The sequence below is a fragment of the Paenibacillus sp. JJ1722 genome, from assembly GCF_048282685.1.
Classification (GTDB): Bacteria; Bacillota; Bacilli; order Paenibacillales; family Paenibacillaceae; genus Paenibacillus; species Paenibacillus polymyxa_B.
This window is the reverse complement of record NZ_CP182500.1, coordinates 1,698,554-1,718,952: the sequence shown is the minus strand read 5'-3', so window position 1 is coordinate 1,718,952 and position 20,399 is coordinate 1,698,554. Positions and strand designations below refer to the sequence as shown.

Here is a 20,399-nt window from a genome sequence, read left to right as displayed (position 1 = left end):
CGTTTGACAGCTTTGGAAGCCGTTGTTTAAGTCTATAGTATCAAAAATAATGTTGTATTCTGGTATATAATAGCATTTAATCTGTGAAAGGTGAATCATTTTTTTGTCTTAAATTCGTGAATTCATTTTCGCATTTACGCAAATAACCGAGCTTACAGCACCAAAAAAGCGCATCATCTTGTCAGATTATGCGCTTCAGACAACCTTTTCCAAAAAGGTGATACCTATACCCCAACGCTGCACAACATAAAAGAAATAGTATGTACAGGACCCCTCTGCGAAAACCTCCCCATATTAAACTACAGGAAGCGTAATTTTAAATTGTGTGCCACTTCCATGTTTACTGTCTACATGTATGAAGCCTCCGTGATTTTTGATAATTCGATAGCTCACAGCCAGTCCCAATCCGGTTCCACTTTCTTTTGTTGTAAAAAAAGGATCAAATAAACGCGCCAATGTATTGTGATCCATACCTAATCCGTTATCTTCAATACAAATGTGAACATAATTGCCCTCAAGCACTGTATGGATATCGATGCAGCCCTCTCGTTCCCCACCGATGCTCTCAATGGCATCCATCGCATTTTTAATCATATTGAGGATAACCTGCTTAATCTGCTTCACGTCAATGGAAACCTTCATGAGCTCATCATTTTCGTCCAATGCAATCTGGCAACCCTTCATCAATGCTTCGCTTTCTGTCAGCATCACTACCTCTTTCAGCAGACCCATCACAGATACAGCCGTTTTTTGCGGAGCCGAAGGCTTGGACGAATTTAAGAACTCATAAATAATGTCGTTCGCACGATCAATTTCTGTTAATATAATGCGAGCATACTCATCCCTGCCCAACTCCACCAAATGCGGTCGAAGCAATTGAATAAAGCCCCGGATTGCGGTAAGCGGGTTACGGATTTCATGGGCGATAGAGGCAGAGATGCGTCCCAGCATCGCCAACTTATCGTTTTGATACGCCGTCTGCTCAATCTGCTTATAATCCGACACATCCTTGACGCTAAACAAAAAATCGCCATCCATCTGATCACCGTAGGTCACTGTTATCAACCAATGCCGACCATACTCATCAATCAACTCATGATAGCGCTTTCTATGGAAGATAGTTTCTTTATAAATCCGCATGATTTTCTTCTTCTTAAACCGACTTAACTCAGGATGATGCAAAATTTGCATCAAATTGCGACCTGCTAGCGAACTCCGTGGTAGCTCCAGCAATTTCGCCATTTGCACGTTAATAAAGGTCAGTACCCCGTCACTGTCAAACAGCATGATACCACTATCCAGGTTCTCCAGCACATTTTCATACTTGTTATTGGCGATCTGTGTGGAAGGACAAGCTCCCACGGTATCAAGCAAGGCTTCTTGGAATTCACTGATCATGCCAGGCTTCCCCCTTGTTTCGGAATGACAAACTGGCCGTATCGGACGCGTAATAATCTTGAAGAAGAGAAAGGCATCTATCGACTACCCTTCAATGGTGTAGAAAACAGTTTCACAGAAATCCGACCATCTGTTTCCAATTCGAGTCTTATTTTATGATAGACAAGATTAAGGATCGCAGTCAATCGGAAAAAGTGTCGAATCCACATTTTTATCCTGTTTTCTTTCGTCATAATATCTGCGCAACATTACCAAAATGAAAGATTACGTTAGGAACAAGCGCCCTACACACCAAAGAAGCTCTCCAGAATTGAGAGCTTCTTTGGTGTGTAGGATGTCAACTGCCGCTCTTATTATGTTGAAGCCGGGATCGTCTTTGGCTCATAACGGCCAGTCTTCTCTTAAGCTCTCCCTGCCATTTTTCATCATTCATCTGTTTGGCTACCATCAATAAATCCAGGGATATGTCAATTTGACGCTTCACAATTTCAAACGCATCTTCACTTTCACGATTCACACAATTTTCAAATATCGTATCATCGTCTTCCATGACATAATCCTGAAAATCAATCTCGGTTGCCCCATCTCCATGTGCATATTCAGCCAGAATTTCATACTCATTTTCGACTTTATAATGAACTTCAATGCGACGACATACCGGGCAAAACAGCAAAGGAACATTATGAACTTGGGTGCGGTAATGCTTCAGCGTTCCCTTGGTTCCTACCATGCTTGCTCCACAGCAATAACTCATCCGGGCTCAGCCTCCTCTGAACAAAACCTGTTCTGCCTTGTTTATCTTCTACAATACCTTATTCGCTTTCATCAGGCAAAATTCCTCCAGAACACAACAACATTTCCATAATTATTTGTTACTTCACTCTGTATTGTCTCATTCAAACAGGCTATCCTCACATCTTCCGCTGCACAGAGCAGGCAAGCAAGCCCCCAATAACGGAAGAGTAACCGCTAGTTGGGGGCTTGCTTGTTTAATTTCAACTTGTGAAGCTTATATTACAGATTTTGATCGCCTGGTTTCCAGTTCATTGGGCACAAGCCACCGGATTGCAAAGCTTGCAGTACACGCAAAGTTTCTTCCACACTGCGGCCTACGTCGTTGTGGTTAACCACTTGATATTTCAATTCGCCTTCTGGATCAATGATGAACAAACCGCGCAATGCAACGCCTTCTTCTTCGATCAGAACACCATAATCGCTTGCTGTTTTTTTCGTGATGTCAGAAGCCAATGGGAAGTTCAGTTTGCCCAGACCGTTGTTTTCTTTAGCTGTGTTAATCCATGCTTTGTGGCTGTGCACGGAGTCTACACTGATACCCAGAATTTCAGTATCCAGCTCTTTGAATTGGTCAGCAGCATCGCTCAATGCTGTAATTTCCGTAGGGCACACAAAAGTGAAATCCAGTGGATAGAAGAAAAATACGAGCCACTTGCCACGGTAATCGGAAAGCTTCACCGAACCAAATTCTTGACCGTCTCCAGTCACTGTTTCCAATGCAAAATCAGGGGCGGGTCTTCCTACCAATCTTTCTGCCATAATATGAAATCCTCCTTTAAAATATGTAAGAAAAACACCGAATGTGCTTTCCTCAATCATCTGTATTGTAATGAACAACTTACTTGATAAATGTTATCATTCGCTGAAATCAAAGTCAATATTGTAACCATTACTTTTTTATAATTATTTTAAACTAGCTCGAAAATTCACAACTTATTCACATTTTGAACTTTCGAATATACAAGTAGCTCCTGATTGCTCAGGAGCTACTGTGCCAAACATCTGCCGAAAAGGCTGTACTGTATAACCTTACTATATAATAGGAAGCTTTTTTTCAGAACGGGTACATTTATGGAGCTTTTAACGAATAGCTGCTGCGATCAGATCGCCCATTTGAGTTGTCGAGATCGCTTGAGATTTATCCACCGCAATATCCGCTGTACGGTGCCCTGCATCCAGTACCTCAGCTACCGCTTTCTCAATGGCATCAGCTGCCTTCTCGTACCCGAAGGTGAGACGGAACATCAAAGCAACGGACAAAATCGTTGCGATGGGATTCGCCAGCCCTTGACCTGCAATGTCAGGCGCCGAGCCATGTACCGGCTCGTATAGGCCGAAGCTGCCTTCTCCAAGTGATGCGGAGGAGAGCATGCCGATGGATCCGGTCAGCATAGCCGCTTCATCACTGAGAATGTCACCAAACATATTTTCCGTCACGATGACGTCAAAGCTAGATGGACGACGCAGCAATTGCATGGCGCAGTTATCAACCAATACATGCTCCAGCTCGACATCCGGGTAGTCTACAGCAACCCGGTTAACTACTTCACGCCATAAACGGGAGGTTTCCAGTACATTAGCCTTATCCACCGATGCTAGTTTCTTGCGACGTTTTTGTGCAATTTCGAAAGATTGGCGCACTATACGCTCTACTTCTGTTACATTATATGCACAAGTATCGACTGCTTCCTCACCCTGAGGACTTTCTCGTCTGAACTTCTCGCCGAAATAAATGCCGCCCGTCAGTTCGCGCACCACGATCAGGTCCGTTCCTTCCAACACTTCCGGTTTCAATGTAGATGCGTCCTTGAGGCAGTCAAAGACGACAGCAGGACGAAGATTCGAAAACAGACCGAGCTCTTTACGAATGCCCAGCAGTCCAGTTTCAGGACGAAGTTCCTTTGGATTGTTGTCCCATTGTGGTCCTCCTACCGCTCCCAGCAGAACAGCATCTGCAGATTGACATACTGCCAGTGTTTCTTCTGGCAATGGTGTGCCCTTCTTATCAATCGCAATCCCGCCGAACAGCGCATGCTCCGTTTCAAATGAAAGGCCGAACACTTCTTCCGTACGTTTCAATATTTTTTCTGCCTCTGCGACCACTTCCGGTCCAATTCCATCTCCCGCTATTACCGCAATCTTTTTAACGTCTGCCATCACGTACACTCCTCTTGTTATACAGCTATACAACTGTATTTTTCATACCTTCTTTGTAACATACATGGCAGGGCTTTGACCAAGATATAGAATCTATCAATTCAATAGGCACAGCCTATAAGCTTGTTTTTTCATCAGAGAAAAAGAAAACAGGACCGGAAACACCCGATCCTGTATATACCCAACTCTAAGTCTACATAAAATTAAGATTTATAATCTACGCGATTACTGTAGTTTTTACGCTTGTCGATCAAACCATTCAGCGCATCCACGTAAGCCCGAGCACTTGCTTCCAGAATATCGGTGCTTACCCCGCGTCCCTGTACAGACAGTCCGTTTTGCGTCAGTACTACATGGACTTCACCCAGAGCGTCCTTACCATGGGTAACAGACTTGATGGAGTAATCTGAAAGTACAACGCTCTCGCTGCTGGCTTGGTCAATCGCATTATAGATCGCATCGACTGAACCATTTCCTTCAGCTTCTGTCTCGATAACCTGACCTTTATCGTCAACCAGACGCACTTGTGCGGAAGGCGTAGCCTTGTTCCCATAGGTAACAAAGATGGTTTCCAGCTTGAAAACTTCAGGTGCATCGGCCAATTTTTCTTCCAGCAATGCCAAAATATCATCGTCCGAAACTTCCTTCTTCTTATCAGCCAAATCCTTGAACTGCCCAAAAGCGCGATTCAGATCTTCTTCGTTCAATTCGTAGCCCAACTCGATCAAACGCTCACGGAAAGCATGACGACCTGAGTGCTTACCGAGTACCAGTTTGCTTTCTTTCAGACCGATACTTTCTGGTGTCATGATTTCATAGGTCGTTTTCTCTTTCAGCATACCGTCTTGATGAATACCTGATTCGTGCGCAAAAGCATTGGCTCCAACAATCGCCTTGTTGCCCGGCACTACCATCCCCGTCAAACGGCTAACCAAACGGCTCGTGCGCGCAATTTCAGACAATTGCAGAGACGTTTTGGCCTGAAAAAATTCCTGTCTCGTCTCCAGTGCCATAGCGATTTCCTCAATAGCCGTGTTCCCAGCGCGTTCACCGATACCGTTAATGGTTCCCTCAATCTGATCCGCACCGTTCAGAATGGCAGCAAGTGTATTAGCGGTAGCCATTCCCAGGTCATTGTGGCAATGTGCACTCAATTGAATCTTCTCCACATCGACCACATTTTCCTTAATGTGTTTGAATATATTTCCATACTCGTAGGGTGTCAAGTAACCTACCGTATCTGGAATATTGACGACAGAAGCCCCTTCTTGTACAGCCATAGTGACCATTTCAACCACAAAATCAAGCTCTGTACGACCTGCATCCTCCAAAGAAAACTCCACTTTAGGCAAATATTTCAACCCATAGCGTATGGCAGCACGAGCGGTTTCCAATACCTGTGCCTTCTCCATCCGCAGCTTGTGCTGACGGTGAATAGGAGAAGTTGCCAAAAAGATATGGATACACGGGTCCTGAGCTCCCTTGAGTGCCTCGCGAACCGCATCAATATCCTGTTCCCTTGCACGTGAAAGGCCAATAACCGTCGAATTTTTTACAGCTTTTGCTACTGCATTAACAGCCGCCAGATCACCCGGAGAAGCAGCCGGGAACCCAGCCTCCATACGATCGATTCCCAGCTTCTCCAACTGATGAGCGATCTCCACTTTCTCACGAGTATTCAAGTTCACGCCAGGTGACTGTTCTCCGTCTCTCAACGTTGTGTCAAATATATATATTTTGCGCAACCTAACGCACCTCCTCAGGATTAGGACCCTTAAATTACAATGCGGCTCACGCAATAAGCAGGGCCGCATTGTAATTAATATTTATAAATAATTCATGTTGTCGAGTTCATAGTACAAAAGATTATTACTTTTTGATCCAATGCATCATTTCACGCAATTGTCCGCCCACCACTTCAATCGGATGGTTAGCTTCATTACGACGAGTAGCCGTCAGGAATGCACGTCCAGATTGATTTTCAAGGATGAAGTCACGAGCAAATTTACCTTGTTGAATGTCAGTCAATACATCCTTCATGGCTTTCTTCGTATCTTCCGTTACCACGCGTGGTCCAGTTACATAATCGCCATATTCCGCTGTATTACTGATGGAATCACGCATCGTTGCCAATCCACCTTCATACATCAGGTCAACGATCAGCTTAAGCTCATGCAAGCATTCAAAGTATGCCATCTCAGGAGCATACCCCGCTTCAGTCAATGTTTCAAAGCCCGCTTTTACAAGTGCGCTCACGCCGCCACACAATACCGCCTGCTCACCGAACAGATCCGTCTCCGTTTCTTCACGGAAGGAGGTTTCAATTACGCCCGCACGTGTACAGCCAATGCCTTTTGCGTAAGCAAGACCGATTTCTTTGGCTTGACCCGTTGCGTCCTGCTCAATTGCGATCAACCCCGGTACCCCAAACCCTTCTACATAGGTACGACGTACCATATGTCCTGGGGATTTTGGAGCAACCAGCAATACATCGCTATCTTTAGGAGCTACGATTTGTCCAAAATGAACGTTGAAACCATGGGAGAACAAAAGAGCTGCGCCTTTTTTCAGGTTAGGTTCAATTTCATTTTTGTACACAGAAGCTTGAGTTTCATCAGGTAACAAAATTTGAACCACATCTGCACGGCTTGTTGCATCAGCTACGTTCAGAACTTCGAAACCGTCGTTTCTTGCGACATCAGCTGATTTGCCTTCACGCAAACCAATAACAACATTCACACCACTGTCACGCAAGTTTTGTGCCTGAGCATGTCCTTGGCTACCGTAACCGATAACGGCCACTGTCTTTCCTTTCAATACGCTGAGTTCTGCATCTTTTTCGTAGTACGTTGTAACTGCCATGGTTAATTTCCTCCTTTTAATTGGACCCTTCATAATGAGCGGGTACTCCAAGAGACTTCCCTCGTGATTAGTATCTAAAAATCTCTTCGAGCCCCCGCTCTTATGCGGGCGGTTCTTTATTGATGTAATGCGCTATAAGCGGTAATTCGTTAAAGCTCCATATTAAGCATTGCCACGTATCATAGCTGTAACCCCGGTTCGAGTCAACTCCCGAATACCGTAAGGCTTCAACAACTCGATCATGGCATCAATTTTTTCTGTATCGCCAATGACCTGTACGATCAAGCTCGTCGTTCCAACATCAATTACAGCTGCTCTGAATGTTTCTACCACGCCCATGATCTCTGGCCGCTGAGGCGGTTCTGCCTTTACCTTTATCATCGCCAATTCCCGAGCTACCATCGGCTTGGAACTGAGATCAATGACCTTGATCACATCAACCAGCTTGTAAAGCTGCTTTTCAATCTGCTCCAGGTTGTTCTCATCCCCTACAGTCACAATGACCATACGGGATAATCCAACTTCTTCCGATTGTCCCACAGTTATGCTCTCAATGTTAAAGCCTCGGCGACCGAACAGGCCGGACACACGTTGCAAAACGCCGGGTTGATCATTTACCAGTACAGCAATGGTATTTTTTGTTGTCATTTTACTCGTCCCCCATCAGCATTTGATCAATTGTCGAACCTTGCGTCACCATCGGATATACGTTCTCTTCCTTGCTGACTACAAACTCGACAACGACCGGTCCGGGTGTATCAAGCGCCTCCTGCCAAGCCCGACGTGCCTCTTCCTTATTCGTAGCACGCAGCCCTTTGACACCGTATGCTTCGGCAAGTTTCACAAAATCCGGACTTCCAGCCAGGTCAATGTGACTGTACCGATTGTCATAGATCAATTCCTGCCATTGGCGAACCATTCCAAGCACCTGGTTGTTGATAATAACGATTTTAACCGGAATGTTATTGATTGCACAGATGGCTAATTCCTGCGAACACATCTGCATACCGCCGTCCCCGTTAATCGATATTACTAATCTGTCGGGATTGGCCATCTGAGCACCGATTGCAGAAGGGAAACCAAATCCCATCGTACCGAGTCCACCAGAGGTGACCCATGAGCGTGGCTGATTGAATTTGTAATACTGCGCTGCCCACATTTGATGCTGTCCCACGTCCGTCGTTACGATTGCGCCGCCCTTGGTCGTTTCATCCAACAACTCAACAACCCATTGTGGTTTAAGCACCGTTTCAGAATCCTTATAAGAATAAGGTTTCTCATTCTTCCAATGCTGAATTTGTGCTCTCCATGCATCAGCTCGATCCGCGCGTTTCACATCCTGATTCAGCAATTCCAGCACTGCCTTCACGTCACCCACGATAGGAATATCTGCTGCAACATTTTTTCCAATTTCAGCAGGATCGATATCAATGTGGACGATTTTAGCTTGAGGAGCAAACCCATCCAACTTGCCTGTTACCCGATCATCGAAGCGGGCTCCGATACAGATCAACAGATCTGACTGTTGAATCGCCTGATTGGAGGTGTATGTTCCATGCATCCCCGGCATCCCCGTCCACAGTTCATGTCCACTTGGGAAACCACCCAATCCGAGCAATGTTGTCGTAATAGGAATTTCCGTTTTACGAACAAACTCGTAAAGTGCTTCATGTCCACCGGAGTATACAACTCCTCCACCTGCCAGAATGAATGGACGTTCTGCTTCGGAAATAGCTTGAGTTAGCTTGTCTAGTTGAATTTTGTTGGGCAGCACTTTCGGGTTATAACCCCGCATGGTCACTGGTCCCGTTTGTGGAACGAACAACGTCTGGGCTGCGGAAATATCCTTCGGAATATCAATCAGCACCGGTCCCTTCCGCCCTGTGTTGGCAATATGAAATGCCTCATGGATGATTCGCGGCAGATCCTCTACATCTCTTACCAGATAGCTGTGCTTCGTAATCGGCATTGTAATTCCCGTGATATCGGCTTCCTGGAAAGCATCCGTACCGATCAGGGAAGATATAACGTTACCCGTGATGACCACCAACGGCACCGAATCCATAAAAGCCGTCGCAATACCAGTTACCAGGTTTGTCGCTCCAGGTCCGGAAGTCGCGATACATACGCCCACTTTACCGCTCGCCCGTGCATAACCATCTGCCGCATGAATAGCTCCTTGCTCGTGACGAGTGAGGACATGCTTGAAATCCTTAAAGCCATACATGGCATCATAGATATAAAGCACTGCACCACCTGGATATCCGAAGACACAATCTACTCCCTCCAGCAACAGGCTACGGAGTAAAATTTCCGAACCTGTAATCACTTCAGGCTTCATCCACTTTTCACGTAATTCATTGGTTGACCTAACTTCAGGAATTTGTGCACTCATTGGTCATCCTCCTTTACAAAATTTACATACATCTGACATTTGTAAAAACAAAAAAACCTTTCATCCCTAGAACAGACTTGCTGTTACTGAGGGACGAAAGGCTGTAGCTTCCGTGGTACCACCCGTGTTTGCCCGATATTTCGCAATATCGAACCTTGGCAGGTACAGAAATCGCAAAGGATCTCCATATCTGGCGTCTGTAACGTAGACCGTACGATTTTCCCTAATAGGTGATTCAGCGCACCGTTAATATCATCGGGCCCAAATACTTTTCAGGAAAACAGCTCCAAGGTGAGCTCGTTAAAAAGGGATTTTGGTGAAGCTTGCAGCTAATGCCTCACTCTCTGAACAAAAGAGCCCTAATCACTTCGTCCTCTTCATTGCCGTTGAGTTCATGTCATTCTTTCAAATGTTTAGACACATTATATGTCTCTCATCTGGGATAGTCAATACCCATATTTCATAAAAATTTATGTTTCTTTTCTGAAGCACCTCAGAGTCGCACGCTTGTAAGAGGTACCCGCATATTATAAAAAAGACCACACGGTGAGACAGTGCACTCCTCCAAAGCCACGTCTTATCTTGTTAAAAGGGTAGAAAAGGAGGCCCGTTTATGATTCGAAAACGCAGCTCTCAAGATGACACCATCATCTTTCGTCTAATCGAGCAAGAGCTTGTCCCCCTATCGCATTTAAGTGCCCAAGAAATGAAACAAATACGCAAAGAATTACCCCGGCGCTTAAACCGGGGCATCACTTTTGTAGCTTGCAGACCGGATAATGCACAGGTTGTTGGCTTCATTCATGTTATGCTGCATGGCGAACTATTATACATTGATTTGATCGCAATCTCTTCGGCTCATCAAGGTATGCGATACGGAAAAAAACTGCTGGAGCATGCCGAACACTACGGACGACTACGTCGCTGCAAGCGGGCTAAAGTTATGGTGGACGAAGACAATATCAGGGGGATCCATTTTTATCTGCGTCATCAATATCAAATACTGCGATACGTAGCTCTGAGCCGATGCCATGAACTCGAAAAGTCACTGTAAAAAGTATCTTTTTCGGGCTCAAGATTTTGTATGACTAAAATAAATTAGGGTAATACGGATATCCTACTCCGGGGTATCCCCCGTCTGTATACGGGCCTGGCTGCGGACCATATCCTGGTCCTCCATAACCTGGACCGTAGCCTCCATATCCCCCACCATAGGCACCAATGTATGGAGCTGTGCCGATGGCAAGCAAGTCAAACAGCACCAGAGGAATAATCGCCTTCGTGTTTACCTTTTTCTTGCGGTTTGGTTGAAGAACCAGTCGGTTACCCGAAATGCGAATCAGCTTGCCGCTGACCTGGGAACCATCCTTACGAGTAGCAAAGATGACTTTGCCGACAAGCTTCTCCACCTGCTTTCTGGTTACTGCCTGTTTCATCGTATTTCCTCCTTCTTTCTCAACGGATGGACAGATTGAACGGCTCCTTGATAGCTCATCACCACCACAAAATAGACCGGAGCTGACAGGGGCCGAGCGTCCCGTCCAATCTGCATAGCACAGTCTATTCCATTCATGCCAGTAGCGTATGTTTAAATGCCTGCACAATATAAAAAAATCTGGTACCTGCACATGCAGATACCAGATTTTTTATACACCAGGATTTTGCGAAATTCGATTCCAGTCGCTCCGAAGCAAGATATAGACAAACTAAACCATTTCGATCTATATCTTGTTCACTGGAAGTCGCTTATGGGATTTTTGCAAAATCCTCACACCAATGTACATTTTTCAAAACATGCACATTAGCTGTCTATAAGTTTTAACGCTTGCTTGGATCATAAAGTTGACCTAAAGCGGCCGGAGCGCGTGAACGTCCGACAGCCGCTACCAGTACAATAATCGTCAGGAGATACGGCAACATAAAAATAATTTCCTGGGGAATACTTTGCGACCATGCGAACAGCTGCACATAGTTGCGAATGGCTTGTGAAAAACCAAAAAACACTGCTGCGCCAAAAGCGCCGAGCGGATTCCATTTACCGAAAATCATAGCGGCAATAGCAATATATCCCTGCCCCGAAACTGTATTGTGCGAGAACATGTTGGTTGTAGTCAGAGTGATTGTAGCTCCACCAATCCCAGCCAACGCCCCACTGATCATAACACCAATATAACGAAGACGATTTACTTTAATACCCACTGTATCAGCCGCTCCTGGATGCTCCCCAACGGAACGCAAACGCAAGCCAAACGGTGTTTTATACAAAGTAAAATAGCCAATAATAACTAATAGAATGGCTAGATATGTCGTTGGGTAAGCTTGGAAAAAGGCTTTTCCTGCAATCGGGATATCCACAAGGTAAGGGATGGATATTTCGTTGAAACCCTGAATCCGACCGGTGTCACCATCTCCCTCAAATAAAAGCTTAACCATGTACAGTGTACTACCTGCTGCCAGAAAGTTAATAACTATACCGCTTATAACCTGATCGGCTTTAAACGTAATAGAGGCTACAGCATGAATTAGCGAAACCAAAATACCGAACACGGCAGCTGACAGCACACCTACCCAAGCCGCAGAGGTGCCTCCTAGTCCAGCTTGCTCGGCATAAAATCCGCCAACACCCGCTGCAAACGCTCCAAATACCATAAGTCCTTCCAACCCGAGGTTCGTTACACCGGATTTTTCTGAAAAAACTCCGCCGAGAGACGCAAAAATAATCGCCGTCGCAAAAACGAGCGTTGTATGGATTAATTCACCAAGTGTTAACCAACTCATTTTACAACACCTTCTCTTTCTTACGCTTGGAGTAGAGCGGCTTCACAACCCAACGTACAATACCTTGGGCCGCAATGAAGAAAATAATCGAGCCAATGACAACCCGGATAATCTCGGGCGGTACATCTGCGCTAAAGCTCATCCCCGCAGAACCATACGTAAGCGTTCCGAACAAAACAGAACCGAGCAGCACACCGAATGGGTTATTCATCCCAATCAGAGCTACAGCGATACCATCAAAACCCGTTCCCGGTGATCCTGCCATGACAGATTGATAATGGAATACTCCCAGCACTTCAAAGGCGCCTGCCAATCCGGCAAAAACCCCACTAATAAACATCGCTTTTATGATATTACGATTTACATTCATACCTGCATAACGGGATGCATCCTGATTAAATCCGACAGCCCGAAGCTCATAGCCCTGCTTTGTTTTCCACATGAAAATGTAGAAAAAGACTGCTGCCAGCACAGCAATAACTGTGCCCCAATGTACCCGAGCATTCCCCATCATCTGGGACAGCCATTCGATGGAAATTGAAGCAGAAGGCTGAATATCCACAGAACGATTTTCCCCATCCATAAGTGCGAACTGATTGATCACCAAATTAGCCAAATACAGACCGATCCAGTTCATCATAATACATGTAATAACTTCATTCACACCTCTTTTGGCCTTCAAATAGCCAGCAATCGCAGCCCACAGACCTCCGAAAACTGCACCTGCAATTACAGCTAGCGGTGCATGAATGATAGCTGGCAACCCATGAAGTTTAATGCCCACAATCGAAGCAGCTGTCATACCTACCAGAAACTGACCTTCGCCGCCGATATTAAACAAACCGGCGCGGGCCGCAAAAGCAAATGCCAACCCCGTTAAAATCAGCGGAGTCATCTCACGGATAGCCTCTCCAAAGTTGTAGGAATCTCCGTATACACGGCTAAACAAAGCAGAATAGGCCACAATAGGGTCATACCCGCCAATCAGCATCACAATAGCACCCAGAAGGAGACCCAAAATAATAGAGACCAGCGCCAGTACAAAGGAGTCTTTTGTGAATATTTTCAATAGATTAGCCATTCTCTACTCCTTTCTTCACTGCACTTCCTGCCATCATCAGTCCCAGTTCCTGGTCATTCGTTTCTTCTGGCAGCACTTCCCCGACAATCTTGCCCTCATAGATGACAGCAATTCGGTCGGATACATTCATAATCTCGTCCAGTTCAAAAGATATGAGCAATACAGCTTTACCTTGGTCCCGTTGGGCAATCAGTTGTTTCTGGACAAATTCAATAGCTCCGACATCCAGACCGCGTGTAGGCTGTGCTGCAATGAGAAGGTCTGGATTTTTATCAATTTCACGCGCAATGATAGCCTTCTGCTGGTTCCCACCAGATAATGCTCTTGCCTTCGTGTGAATATCCGGTGTTCTTACATCAAACTTTTCGATAAGACTTTTGGCCTGTTTCTCTATAGCATCTTTGTTCAAGAAGCCATTTTTACTGTAAGGCGCCTGGTAATACGTCTCCAGCACCATATTTTCACTCATAGAAAAATCGAGCACCAACCCATGCTTATGACGGTCCTCCGGTATATGTGAAACGCCTGCCTCTGAAATTTTGCGTGGTGGCTGATTGGCCACCTCTTGTCCGAGCAAACGAATGCTCCCACCATCCACCTTGCGTAAGCCTGTCAAAGCTTCGATCAGCTCACTCTGTCCATTGCCATCTACTCCGGCAATCCCCAAAATCTCGCCCGCCTTGACCTGCAGGTTCAACTCATTTAGAACATTAATGCCATCCTTGTTTTTAGAAATTACATTGTTCATTTCCAGTACCGTCTGTCCTGGTTGCGCAAGCTGCTTGTCCACTTTAAAGGACACACGACGGCCCACCATTTTCTCAGCCAGCTCATTTGGGGTTGTTTCAGACGTCTTGACCGTATCAATAACCTGACCTCTGCGAATGATCGTAACCGTATCTGCAATTTGCATAATTTCTTTAAGTTTATGAGTAATAAGAATTATTGATTTGCCTTCAGCGACCAAGCGCTTCATAATGTCCAGCAACTCAGTGATCTCTTGTGGTGTCAGTACAGCTGTAGGCTCATCGAAAATCAGAATATCTGCACCGCGATAGAGCGTTTTGATAATTTCTACACGTTGCTGCATACCAACAGATATATCCTCAATTTTGGCATTCGGATTTACCTGAAGGCCGTACTGCTCAGACAACCGCTGTACTTCTGCGGCAGCCTTTTTATAATTGATTTTCAGACCCTTACGTGGCTCCGAGCCCAGGACAATATTTTCGGTCACGGTAAACGGCTGTACGAGTTTAAAATGCTGATGCACCATGCCAATCCCCAGATCAATTGCCTTATTTGGACTATCAATCTGTACGGGTTTACCTCCGATTTCAATTGTCCCTTCATCCGGCTGATACAGTCCGAAAAGAATATTCATAAGCGTAGATTTACCCGCGCCATTCTCACCCAAAAGGGCATGAATTTCTCCCTTATGCAGCTTGATGCTGATGGAGTCGTTGGCAACGATGCCGGGGAATCGTTTTGTAATTTGCTTTAACTCAACGACGGGGGTCGCTGCATCCATGAGATCACCCTTATACACTTTATAGTATGTGCTCCAATGAGCTGATTTTGCCCGTTATAATCCATATAACTCCAGACGTAAGAACAAGGCTAGTCTTATGAACCAGCCTTGTCGCCACCTATATGTTCTTCAAGCCAAACTTATTTCGAAGGAACTGTAATTTCGCCCTTAATAATTTTTTGCTTGTATTGTTCTACAAGATCAAGCACGTCTTTAGGTACGTTTTTCGTTGATGTGTCTGCCAAACCAATACCATTATCCTTCAGAGCCAGTGTCTCGACACCGCCCTTAAATTTACCGTCAATCACTTCTTTAGATACGCGTTTTACAGCTTCATCTACACGTTTTACCATCGAAGTCAATGTTACGTCGTCACCAAACTCAAGCGATTGGTCTTTATCTACGCCAATAACCCATACTTGCTGCCCTTGTTGCTTACGTGCGAGTGCTTCGTTAAATACACCTGTACCAGATCCGCCAGCTGCATGGAAAATAATATCCGCACCGCTGTTATAGATCGTCGCAGCTGCTGCTTTACCCAGGTCCGGCTTATCAAATGCACCTGTGTAGTTAACTTCCAATTTTGCATTTGGATTTACAGCTTTAATTCCTGCTTCGAATCCTTTTTCAAAACGTTTGATCAACGGGCTGTCTTGTCCACCCACAAAACCAATTTTGTTTGTTTTGGTAAGTTTACCAGCTACAACCCCCACCAAGAAGGAACCTTCATTTTCAGCAAAAACAACCGATTTCACGTTAGGCGCATCCACGACACTGTCAATGATCGCCAAGTTTTTGCTTGGGTTGTCTTTCGCTACTTGTCCAATCGCATTCGCCAGATTAAAACCGATTCCCCAAGTCAAGTTAAAATCACCCTTAACAAATTGGTTCAGGTTAGGAATATAATCTTGATCGGATTTACTTTGCAGGTATTTAACTTTAGCGCCTGATTCTTTCTCAGTGGCTTGTAGTGCCTCCCAAGCAGATTGGTTAAACGATTTGTCGTTTACTCCACCCACATCTGTAACCATGCCAATTTGGACATTCGATGTTTTGGCAGAACCACCTGTGTCTCCACCATTTGCGTTGGACGCACCTTGATTTTTGTTACCGCAGCCTGCGAGAATGACCGAGATCGCCAGCAGCATAACCAAAGACATACTGAACATTTTCTTCATGCTGATACTGTTCCCCCTTAGTGTTAGATCCCTGGACTGTCTCTTTTCTTTGAACATGTACATGCTCATGCATGTCATTTACTGACGAGACAGATCGTACAGAAGACTTACTTTAGAGATTATACAATTATGATCGGCTAAAATCTAGACAATTAATAACCTTGGGTCAATTTTTTTTAAAGTTCCATCAATGTAAGCGCTACAAAGTTAAAAAAAACATACATTCTTCCATCTCACGTCATATTTATTCGTATTTTGGAGAAAACGAAGTCTTTACCGTAACATTGAGTATGTACAAAAAAAGGCATCCCTACACAGCGTACTGCTTGGGATACCTTTTTACCACTTTCGCGGTTTCCACGCTTCATTATTAATAATTAAGCGTTGATTTTGCCTTTAGCAACAGTTGCCAAAGAGTTGAATGCATTAATATCATTGACTGCAAGATCAGCCAAGATTTTGCGGTTAATGTCCACACCAGCCAATTTCAGGCCGTGCATCAATTTGCTGTAAGACAAACCGTTCAAACGAGCTGCTGCGTTGATACGCACGATCCACAGTCTGCGGAAGTTACGTTTCGTCTGACGACGGTCACGGTATGCGTAAACAAGCGATTTCATTACCTGCTCGTTAGCTGTTTTAAAAATGCGGTGTTTGGAACCAAAATAACCTTTAGCAAGCTTCAATACTTTTTTATGACGACGACGAACGACGAATCCGCCCTTTACTCTTGCCATATTAATAGACCTCCCAAATAATGTTTATACTTCATTCATTGCAGTGCTAGTGCTATTTCAGGTTAGCAAGACCTTGTTTCAGACGTTTAACGTCCCCAGGTGCCATCTCAGGGTTAGTACCCAGAACGCGTTTTGCACGTTTGGATTTGTGGGAAAGCAAATGGTTTTTGTAAGCTTTGTAACGCATTACTTTACCAGTACCGGTAATTTTGAAGCGGCCTTTAAGGCTGCTATGTGTTTTCATTTTAGGCATTGAACTTCCTCCTTAATTTGTCATTGACTCTTTGGAGCCAATATCATAATCATGCTGCGTCCTTCGAGCTTGGGTTGGCGCTCCACGGTACAAAGATCAGCAACTTCCAATTTCACACGTTCGAGAATTTTTTGACCCACATTAGCATGAGTAATTTCACGACCGCGGAAACGAACGGAGCATTTCACCTTGTCCCCTTCATTCAGGAACTTCACCACATTGCGAAACTTGGTTTGGTAGTCATGTTCCTCGATGTTGGAACGGAACCATACCTCTTTGATGTCAACGATCTTCTGGTTTTTACGGGCTTCCTTTTCTTTCTTCTGTTGCTCATAGCGGAATTTTCCGTAATCCATAATCCGACACACGGGCGGCTTCGCTTGAGGCGCCACGTTCACGAGATCCAAGTTTGCGTCAATCGCCATTTGCAAAGCTTCACGCGTCGGTGTAATCCCGATTTGTTCCCCATTCGCACCAACTAGACGTACTTCTCTCACCCGAATCTCATCATTGATCATATGTTCCTTACTAATAACCCTCCACCTCCAGAACCTGTTATTGTTGTATTGTGTTTAAGCACAAAAAAGGGATGACGACTACACAGCCGACATCCCTGTCTGATACTCAATTCATCATGAAAGTTCAATTCACAAATCATTGGATCATGACCAGCCGGCAATACCGGGCAGGTGAGAAGTCGGACCTTCTACTTGTTAATCCATACTTTTCAATTAACATACTCGAATATCTTATCACGGTGCAATCGAGGTGTCAACCCTTTAATGAAAAATGAATGACACTGATCTTCAGTCCTATTTCACCGTCCAATTAACCTTGCTTACTTTGAACCTCTTCCAAGCGAACGACACGCGTATGCTGGGTATGGCTCCATTGCTTATTGTTCTGTGTAAAGAACGCATAGACCGTAATCGGATACCACGAAATCGCATAGATCGGGAACAGCAATAAGTACAGATATACTTTTTTGAATGTGACCTTTTCCAAAATCATTGCGATCACAAAAGTAGCAACATTCAGACCAATAGCTATAACACCAGTCCAAGCTGGTAACTGTACATAGATGTTCTCGATATTAGGTCCACCAAAGAAGGCGATATCTATCCACATCGCTACTGTCATCAAGAAGGTGAGCAGTACGATATACACGTTCAGACCATAAAGAGCCATATCGAATTTAATCAGGCTTCTATGCTTGATACTTTGCCACAGCAACGGGAAGAAATAACGACGAGCAACAGTGAAGTGACCTTGCATCCAGCGCAGACGCTGTCTTGACGAGGCCTTGAATGTCAACGGCTTTTCATCATATACCTTGGCATCGTAATTAAATCTTGGATATACGTTGCACTGTGTGCAGCGCATGGTGAATTCCAAATCCTCTACCAGACTTGTCGCACCCCAGCCCATTTCCTTAAGCAGATTTGTTTCAAAGCACATGCCTGTACCACCGAGGAAATTAGCCATGTTCAGATTGTGACGTGACAGCTGCCACAAACGGTTGATGTACCAATAAGATACCCCGTATGCCGCTGTAATCCAAGAATCCTCAGGATTCTTAGTATCAATGTACCCCTGAATAACACGGGCACCTGTACACAGATCATTGTTCATTTCACTCAAGAAATTGGTATGCGCCAAATTGTCAGCATCAAACATGACAATAGCATCATATTGGCGCGGCATAGCCCATAATTCCTTGAGCATCCACTCAATAGCGTAGCCTTTACCACGCAGATTCGGATTCGTACGTTCACAAGCATTCATGCCGTGAGCGCGAACGATGTCCGCAGTCTTATCTGTACAGTTATCACAGATTACGAACACATCGTAAAGTTCCTTCGGATAATCAAGTTGCTTCAAATTTTCCATCAATGCTCCGACAACCTGTTCTTCATTGTGAGCAGCGACTAAAATGGCAAATGATTTTTCTGGAGCCGCGTGCTCTTTCCTTTTCTTGCGAACCAATCCGAACAAGGAGAATGCAAACTGATAGACTGCGATCACCGCCAGTATGATCTGGAGCGTCACGAAAATAGCGTCTAACATGATCTCTTGTTACCCCCTTTTTATACCCCTTAAAATCTTGCGTTTGTTTGTTTTCTATCTGTGTAGCGCAAGTTGCGGCGCTTTGCGCGCCTTTTCTGTAGTTTTTGACCCGACCCTTGCTTTCTTCATTGGCTGTGCGCAGCCCCCTTTTGGCTGACACAGGAATGCCATTACGATTTTCGTTGGTTTTCAATCTTTTGTCAAAGCCCTTAAACTGGTCTCAGCAGCAAAAAAACACAACAAACTCCCGTTTGAACCGGGAATGCGGCGCTGGGCTTCTCATTCATGACGCTTAGGTCTTATTTTCATCCATTTGCTAACTTTTTATTTCTTTGGTCCCTCCTTTTTGTGGGCCAATTAGCAACCACTTCTAAACACTCTATCTTATTAGACGGATGAACGCAAAGAAAGTTATACAATTCGGCTTATATTCCATTAACATTTTTGTGTAGAATTGAACCAAGTAATTTATGAATCTTTAGTGATTCTTGAAATGAACAGCGTTTAAAAATATGATGAGAGCAAGAGAATAATTACTTATGGTCTGATTATGTCAAAATGACTCAAAATATTTGCCGACTGACCTGAACCGGCAACCGGAGGAAACCAAATGCAACGTCTAGTCGTAAAACTTGTAAATCTGGAGCAGCAGTTGTTCAAATGGATCAACGGACGCTTACACAACCGTTTTTTGAACTTCTGGCTTTATTATCTCACACATTTAGGTGGGGCTACCTTTACTATAGCCTCCACACTCCTTATTTGGTGGCTCGCTCCGAATCCGTGGAAAGATTCCGGTATGAAGGGAGCCATCGCTCTCGGGGTCAGTCACATCCCCGTAGCTATCGTTAAAAGGCTGTATCCGCGGATTCGCCCGTATTTGGCGCTACCAGGTACAAATACATTCCGCAACCCCTTGTCGGACCATTCTTTTCCCTCAGGGCACACGACCGCTATTTTTTCAGCTACCGTGCCTTTTATGCTACAGTCACCGATGCTAACACTGCTGCTGTTGCCTGTAGCGACAATTGTAGGTTTTTCTCGGATTTATCTGGGTCTCCACTACCCAACGGATGTACTCGCAGGAGCGGTCATCGGAACGTCTGCAGCAATAGGAACGGTTGCATTCTGGCCTTAAAGCCGATATGGTATGATTGAGAACATCCC

19 protein-coding genes are annotated in these 20,399 nt (G+C 44.8%); 2 read left to right on the top strand and 17 right to left on the bottom strand.

Annotation, left to right across the window (positions count from 1 at the left end; translation table 11 throughout):
• Positions 1-294: 294 nt before the first annotated feature.
• From ACM1ND_RS07630 to ilvB, 8 genes are all read right to left on the bottom strand, one after another.
• Positions 295-1,398 carry an ATP-binding protein gene (locus ACM1ND_RS07630; RefSeq protein WP_023987764.1) on the bottom strand — a complete coding sequence of 368 codons (1,104 nt, stop codon included), beginning with the start codon at positions 1,396-1,398 and terminating at the stop codon, positions 295-297.
• Between the two features lie 337 nt (positions 1,399-1,735).
• The gene (locus ACM1ND_RS07625; protein WP_013309391.1) at positions 1,736-2,152 is read right to left on the bottom strand and encodes a hypothetical protein; all 417 of its coding nucleotides are present in this window, start codon (positions 2,150-2,152) and stop codon (positions 1,736-1,738) included.
• A 260-nt stretch (positions 2,153-2,412) separates the two neighbouring features.
• Positions 2,413-2,952 carry a peroxiredoxin gene (locus ACM1ND_RS07620; RefSeq protein WP_023987763.1) on the bottom strand — a complete coding sequence of 180 codons (540 nt, stop codon included), beginning with the start codon at positions 2,950-2,952 and terminating at the stop codon, positions 2,413-2,415.
• Between the two features lie 321 nt (positions 2,953-3,273).
• Positions 3,274-4,350: a 3-isopropylmalate dehydrogenase gene (gene leuB / locus ACM1ND_RS07615; RefSeq protein ID WP_076158045.1), complete on the bottom strand. Its 1,077-nt coding sequence runs from the start codon at positions 4,348-4,350 to the stop codon at positions 3,274-3,276.
• 203 nt (positions 4,351-4,553) lie between these two features.
• A complete protein-coding gene (locus ACM1ND_RS07610; protein WP_068940004.1) occupies positions 4,554-6,095 on the bottom strand; it encodes a 2-isopropylmalate synthase in 1,542 nt (513 codons plus the stop codon).
• 124 nt (positions 6,096-6,219) lie between these two features.
• The gene (gene ilvC / locus ACM1ND_RS07605; protein WP_013309387.1) at positions 6,220-7,212 is read right to left on the bottom strand and encodes a ketol-acid reductoisomerase; all 993 of its coding nucleotides are present in this window, start codon (positions 7,210-7,212) and stop codon (positions 6,220-6,222) included.
• A 162-nt stretch (positions 7,213-7,374) separates the two neighbouring features.
• Entirely contained in the window at positions 7,375-7,860 is a 486-nt protein-coding gene (gene ilvN, locus ACM1ND_RS07600) for an acetolactate synthase small subunit (RefSeq protein ID WP_023987760.1), read from the bottom strand.
• A 1-nt stretch (position 7,861) separates the two neighbouring features.
• The gene (ilvB, locus tag ACM1ND_RS07595) at positions 7,862-9,607 is read right to left on the bottom strand and encodes a biosynthetic-type acetolactate synthase large subunit (RefSeq protein ID WP_023987759.1); all 1,746 of its coding nucleotides are present in this window, start codon (positions 9,605-9,607) and stop codon (positions 7,862-7,864) included.
• Positions 9,608-10,220: 613 nt separating this feature from the next.
• On the opposite strand from ilvB, the gene ACM1ND_RS07590 reads away from it, so the two are divergent.
• Positions 10,221-10,661: a GNAT family N-acetyltransferase gene (locus ACM1ND_RS07590; protein ID WP_023987758.1), complete on the top strand. Its 441-nt coding sequence runs from the start codon at positions 10,221-10,223 to the stop codon at positions 10,659-10,661.
• 34 nt (positions 10,662-10,695) lie between these two features.
• Here the strand turns inward: ACM1ND_RS07590 and ACM1ND_RS07585 are convergent, their stop codons facing one another.
• The 9 genes from ACM1ND_RS07585 to ACM1ND_RS07545 form a co-directional block, all read right to left on the bottom strand.
• The gene (locus tag ACM1ND_RS07585; protein WP_023987757.1) at positions 10,696-11,043 is read right to left on the bottom strand and encodes a hypothetical protein; all 348 of its coding nucleotides are present in this window, start codon (positions 11,041-11,043) and stop codon (positions 10,696-10,698) included.
• A 382-nt stretch (positions 11,044-11,425) separates the two neighbouring features.
• Positions 11,426-12,385, bottom strand: coding sequence for an ABC transporter permease (locus tag ACM1ND_RS07580; RefSeq protein WP_010349245.1), 960 nt, complete (start codon positions 12,383-12,385; stop codon positions 11,426-11,428).
• A gap of 1 nt (position 12,386) precedes the next feature.
• Positions 12,387-13,466 (bottom strand): ABC transporter permease, encoded by a 1,080-nt coding sequence (locus tag ACM1ND_RS07575; protein ID WP_013309382.1) that lies wholly within the window; start codon positions 13,464-13,466, stop codon positions 12,387-12,389.
• On the bottom strand, positions 13,459-14,997 hold the full coding sequence (locus ACM1ND_RS07570; RefSeq protein WP_023987756.1) for an ABC transporter ATP-binding protein: 1,539 nt from the start codon (positions 14,995-14,997) through the stop codon (positions 13,459-13,461). Before ACM1ND_RS07570 ends, ACM1ND_RS07575 begins: the two co-directional genes overlap by 8 nt.
• A 140-nt stretch (positions 14,998-15,137) precedes the next feature.
• The gene (locus tag ACM1ND_RS07565) at positions 15,138-16,175 is read right to left on the bottom strand and encodes a BMP family lipoprotein (RefSeq protein ID WP_023987755.1); all 1,038 of its coding nucleotides are present in this window, start codon (positions 16,173-16,175) and stop codon (positions 15,138-15,140) included.
• A 377-nt stretch (positions 16,176-16,552) separates the two neighbouring features.
• Positions 16,553-16,912, bottom strand: a complete 360-nt coding sequence (gene rplT / locus ACM1ND_RS07560; protein WP_007429517.1) for a 50S ribosomal protein L20 — start codon at positions 16,910-16,912, stop codon at positions 16,553-16,555.
• A 52-nt stretch (positions 16,913-16,964) separates the two neighbouring features.
• Positions 16,965-17,165 carry a 50S ribosomal protein L35 gene (gene rpmI / locus ACM1ND_RS07555; protein WP_013309379.1) on the bottom strand — a complete coding sequence of 67 codons (201 nt, stop codon included), beginning with the start codon at positions 17,163-17,165 and terminating at the stop codon, positions 16,965-16,967.
• Between the two features lie 20 nt (positions 17,166-17,185).
• Positions 17,186-17,683 carry a translation initiation factor IF-3 gene (infC, locus tag ACM1ND_RS07550; RefSeq protein WP_013309378.1) on the bottom strand — a complete coding sequence of 166 codons (498 nt, stop codon included), beginning with the start codon at positions 17,681-17,683 and terminating at the stop codon, positions 17,186-17,188.
• Between the two features lie 310 nt (positions 17,684-17,993).
• The gene (locus tag ACM1ND_RS07545; protein ID WP_023987754.1) at positions 17,994-19,232 is read right to left on the bottom strand and encodes a glycosyltransferase family 2 protein; all 1,239 of its coding nucleotides are present in this window, start codon (positions 19,230-19,232) and stop codon (positions 17,994-17,996) included.
• Positions 19,233-19,842: 610 nt separating this feature from the next.
• Between ACM1ND_RS07545 and ACM1ND_RS07540 the strand changes: the two genes are divergently transcribed.
• Positions 19,843-20,370, top strand: coding sequence for a phosphatase PAP2 family protein (locus ACM1ND_RS07540; protein ID WP_013309376.1), 528 nt, complete (start codon positions 19,843-19,845; stop codon positions 20,368-20,370).
• Positions 20,371-20,399: the final 29 nt, after the last annotated feature.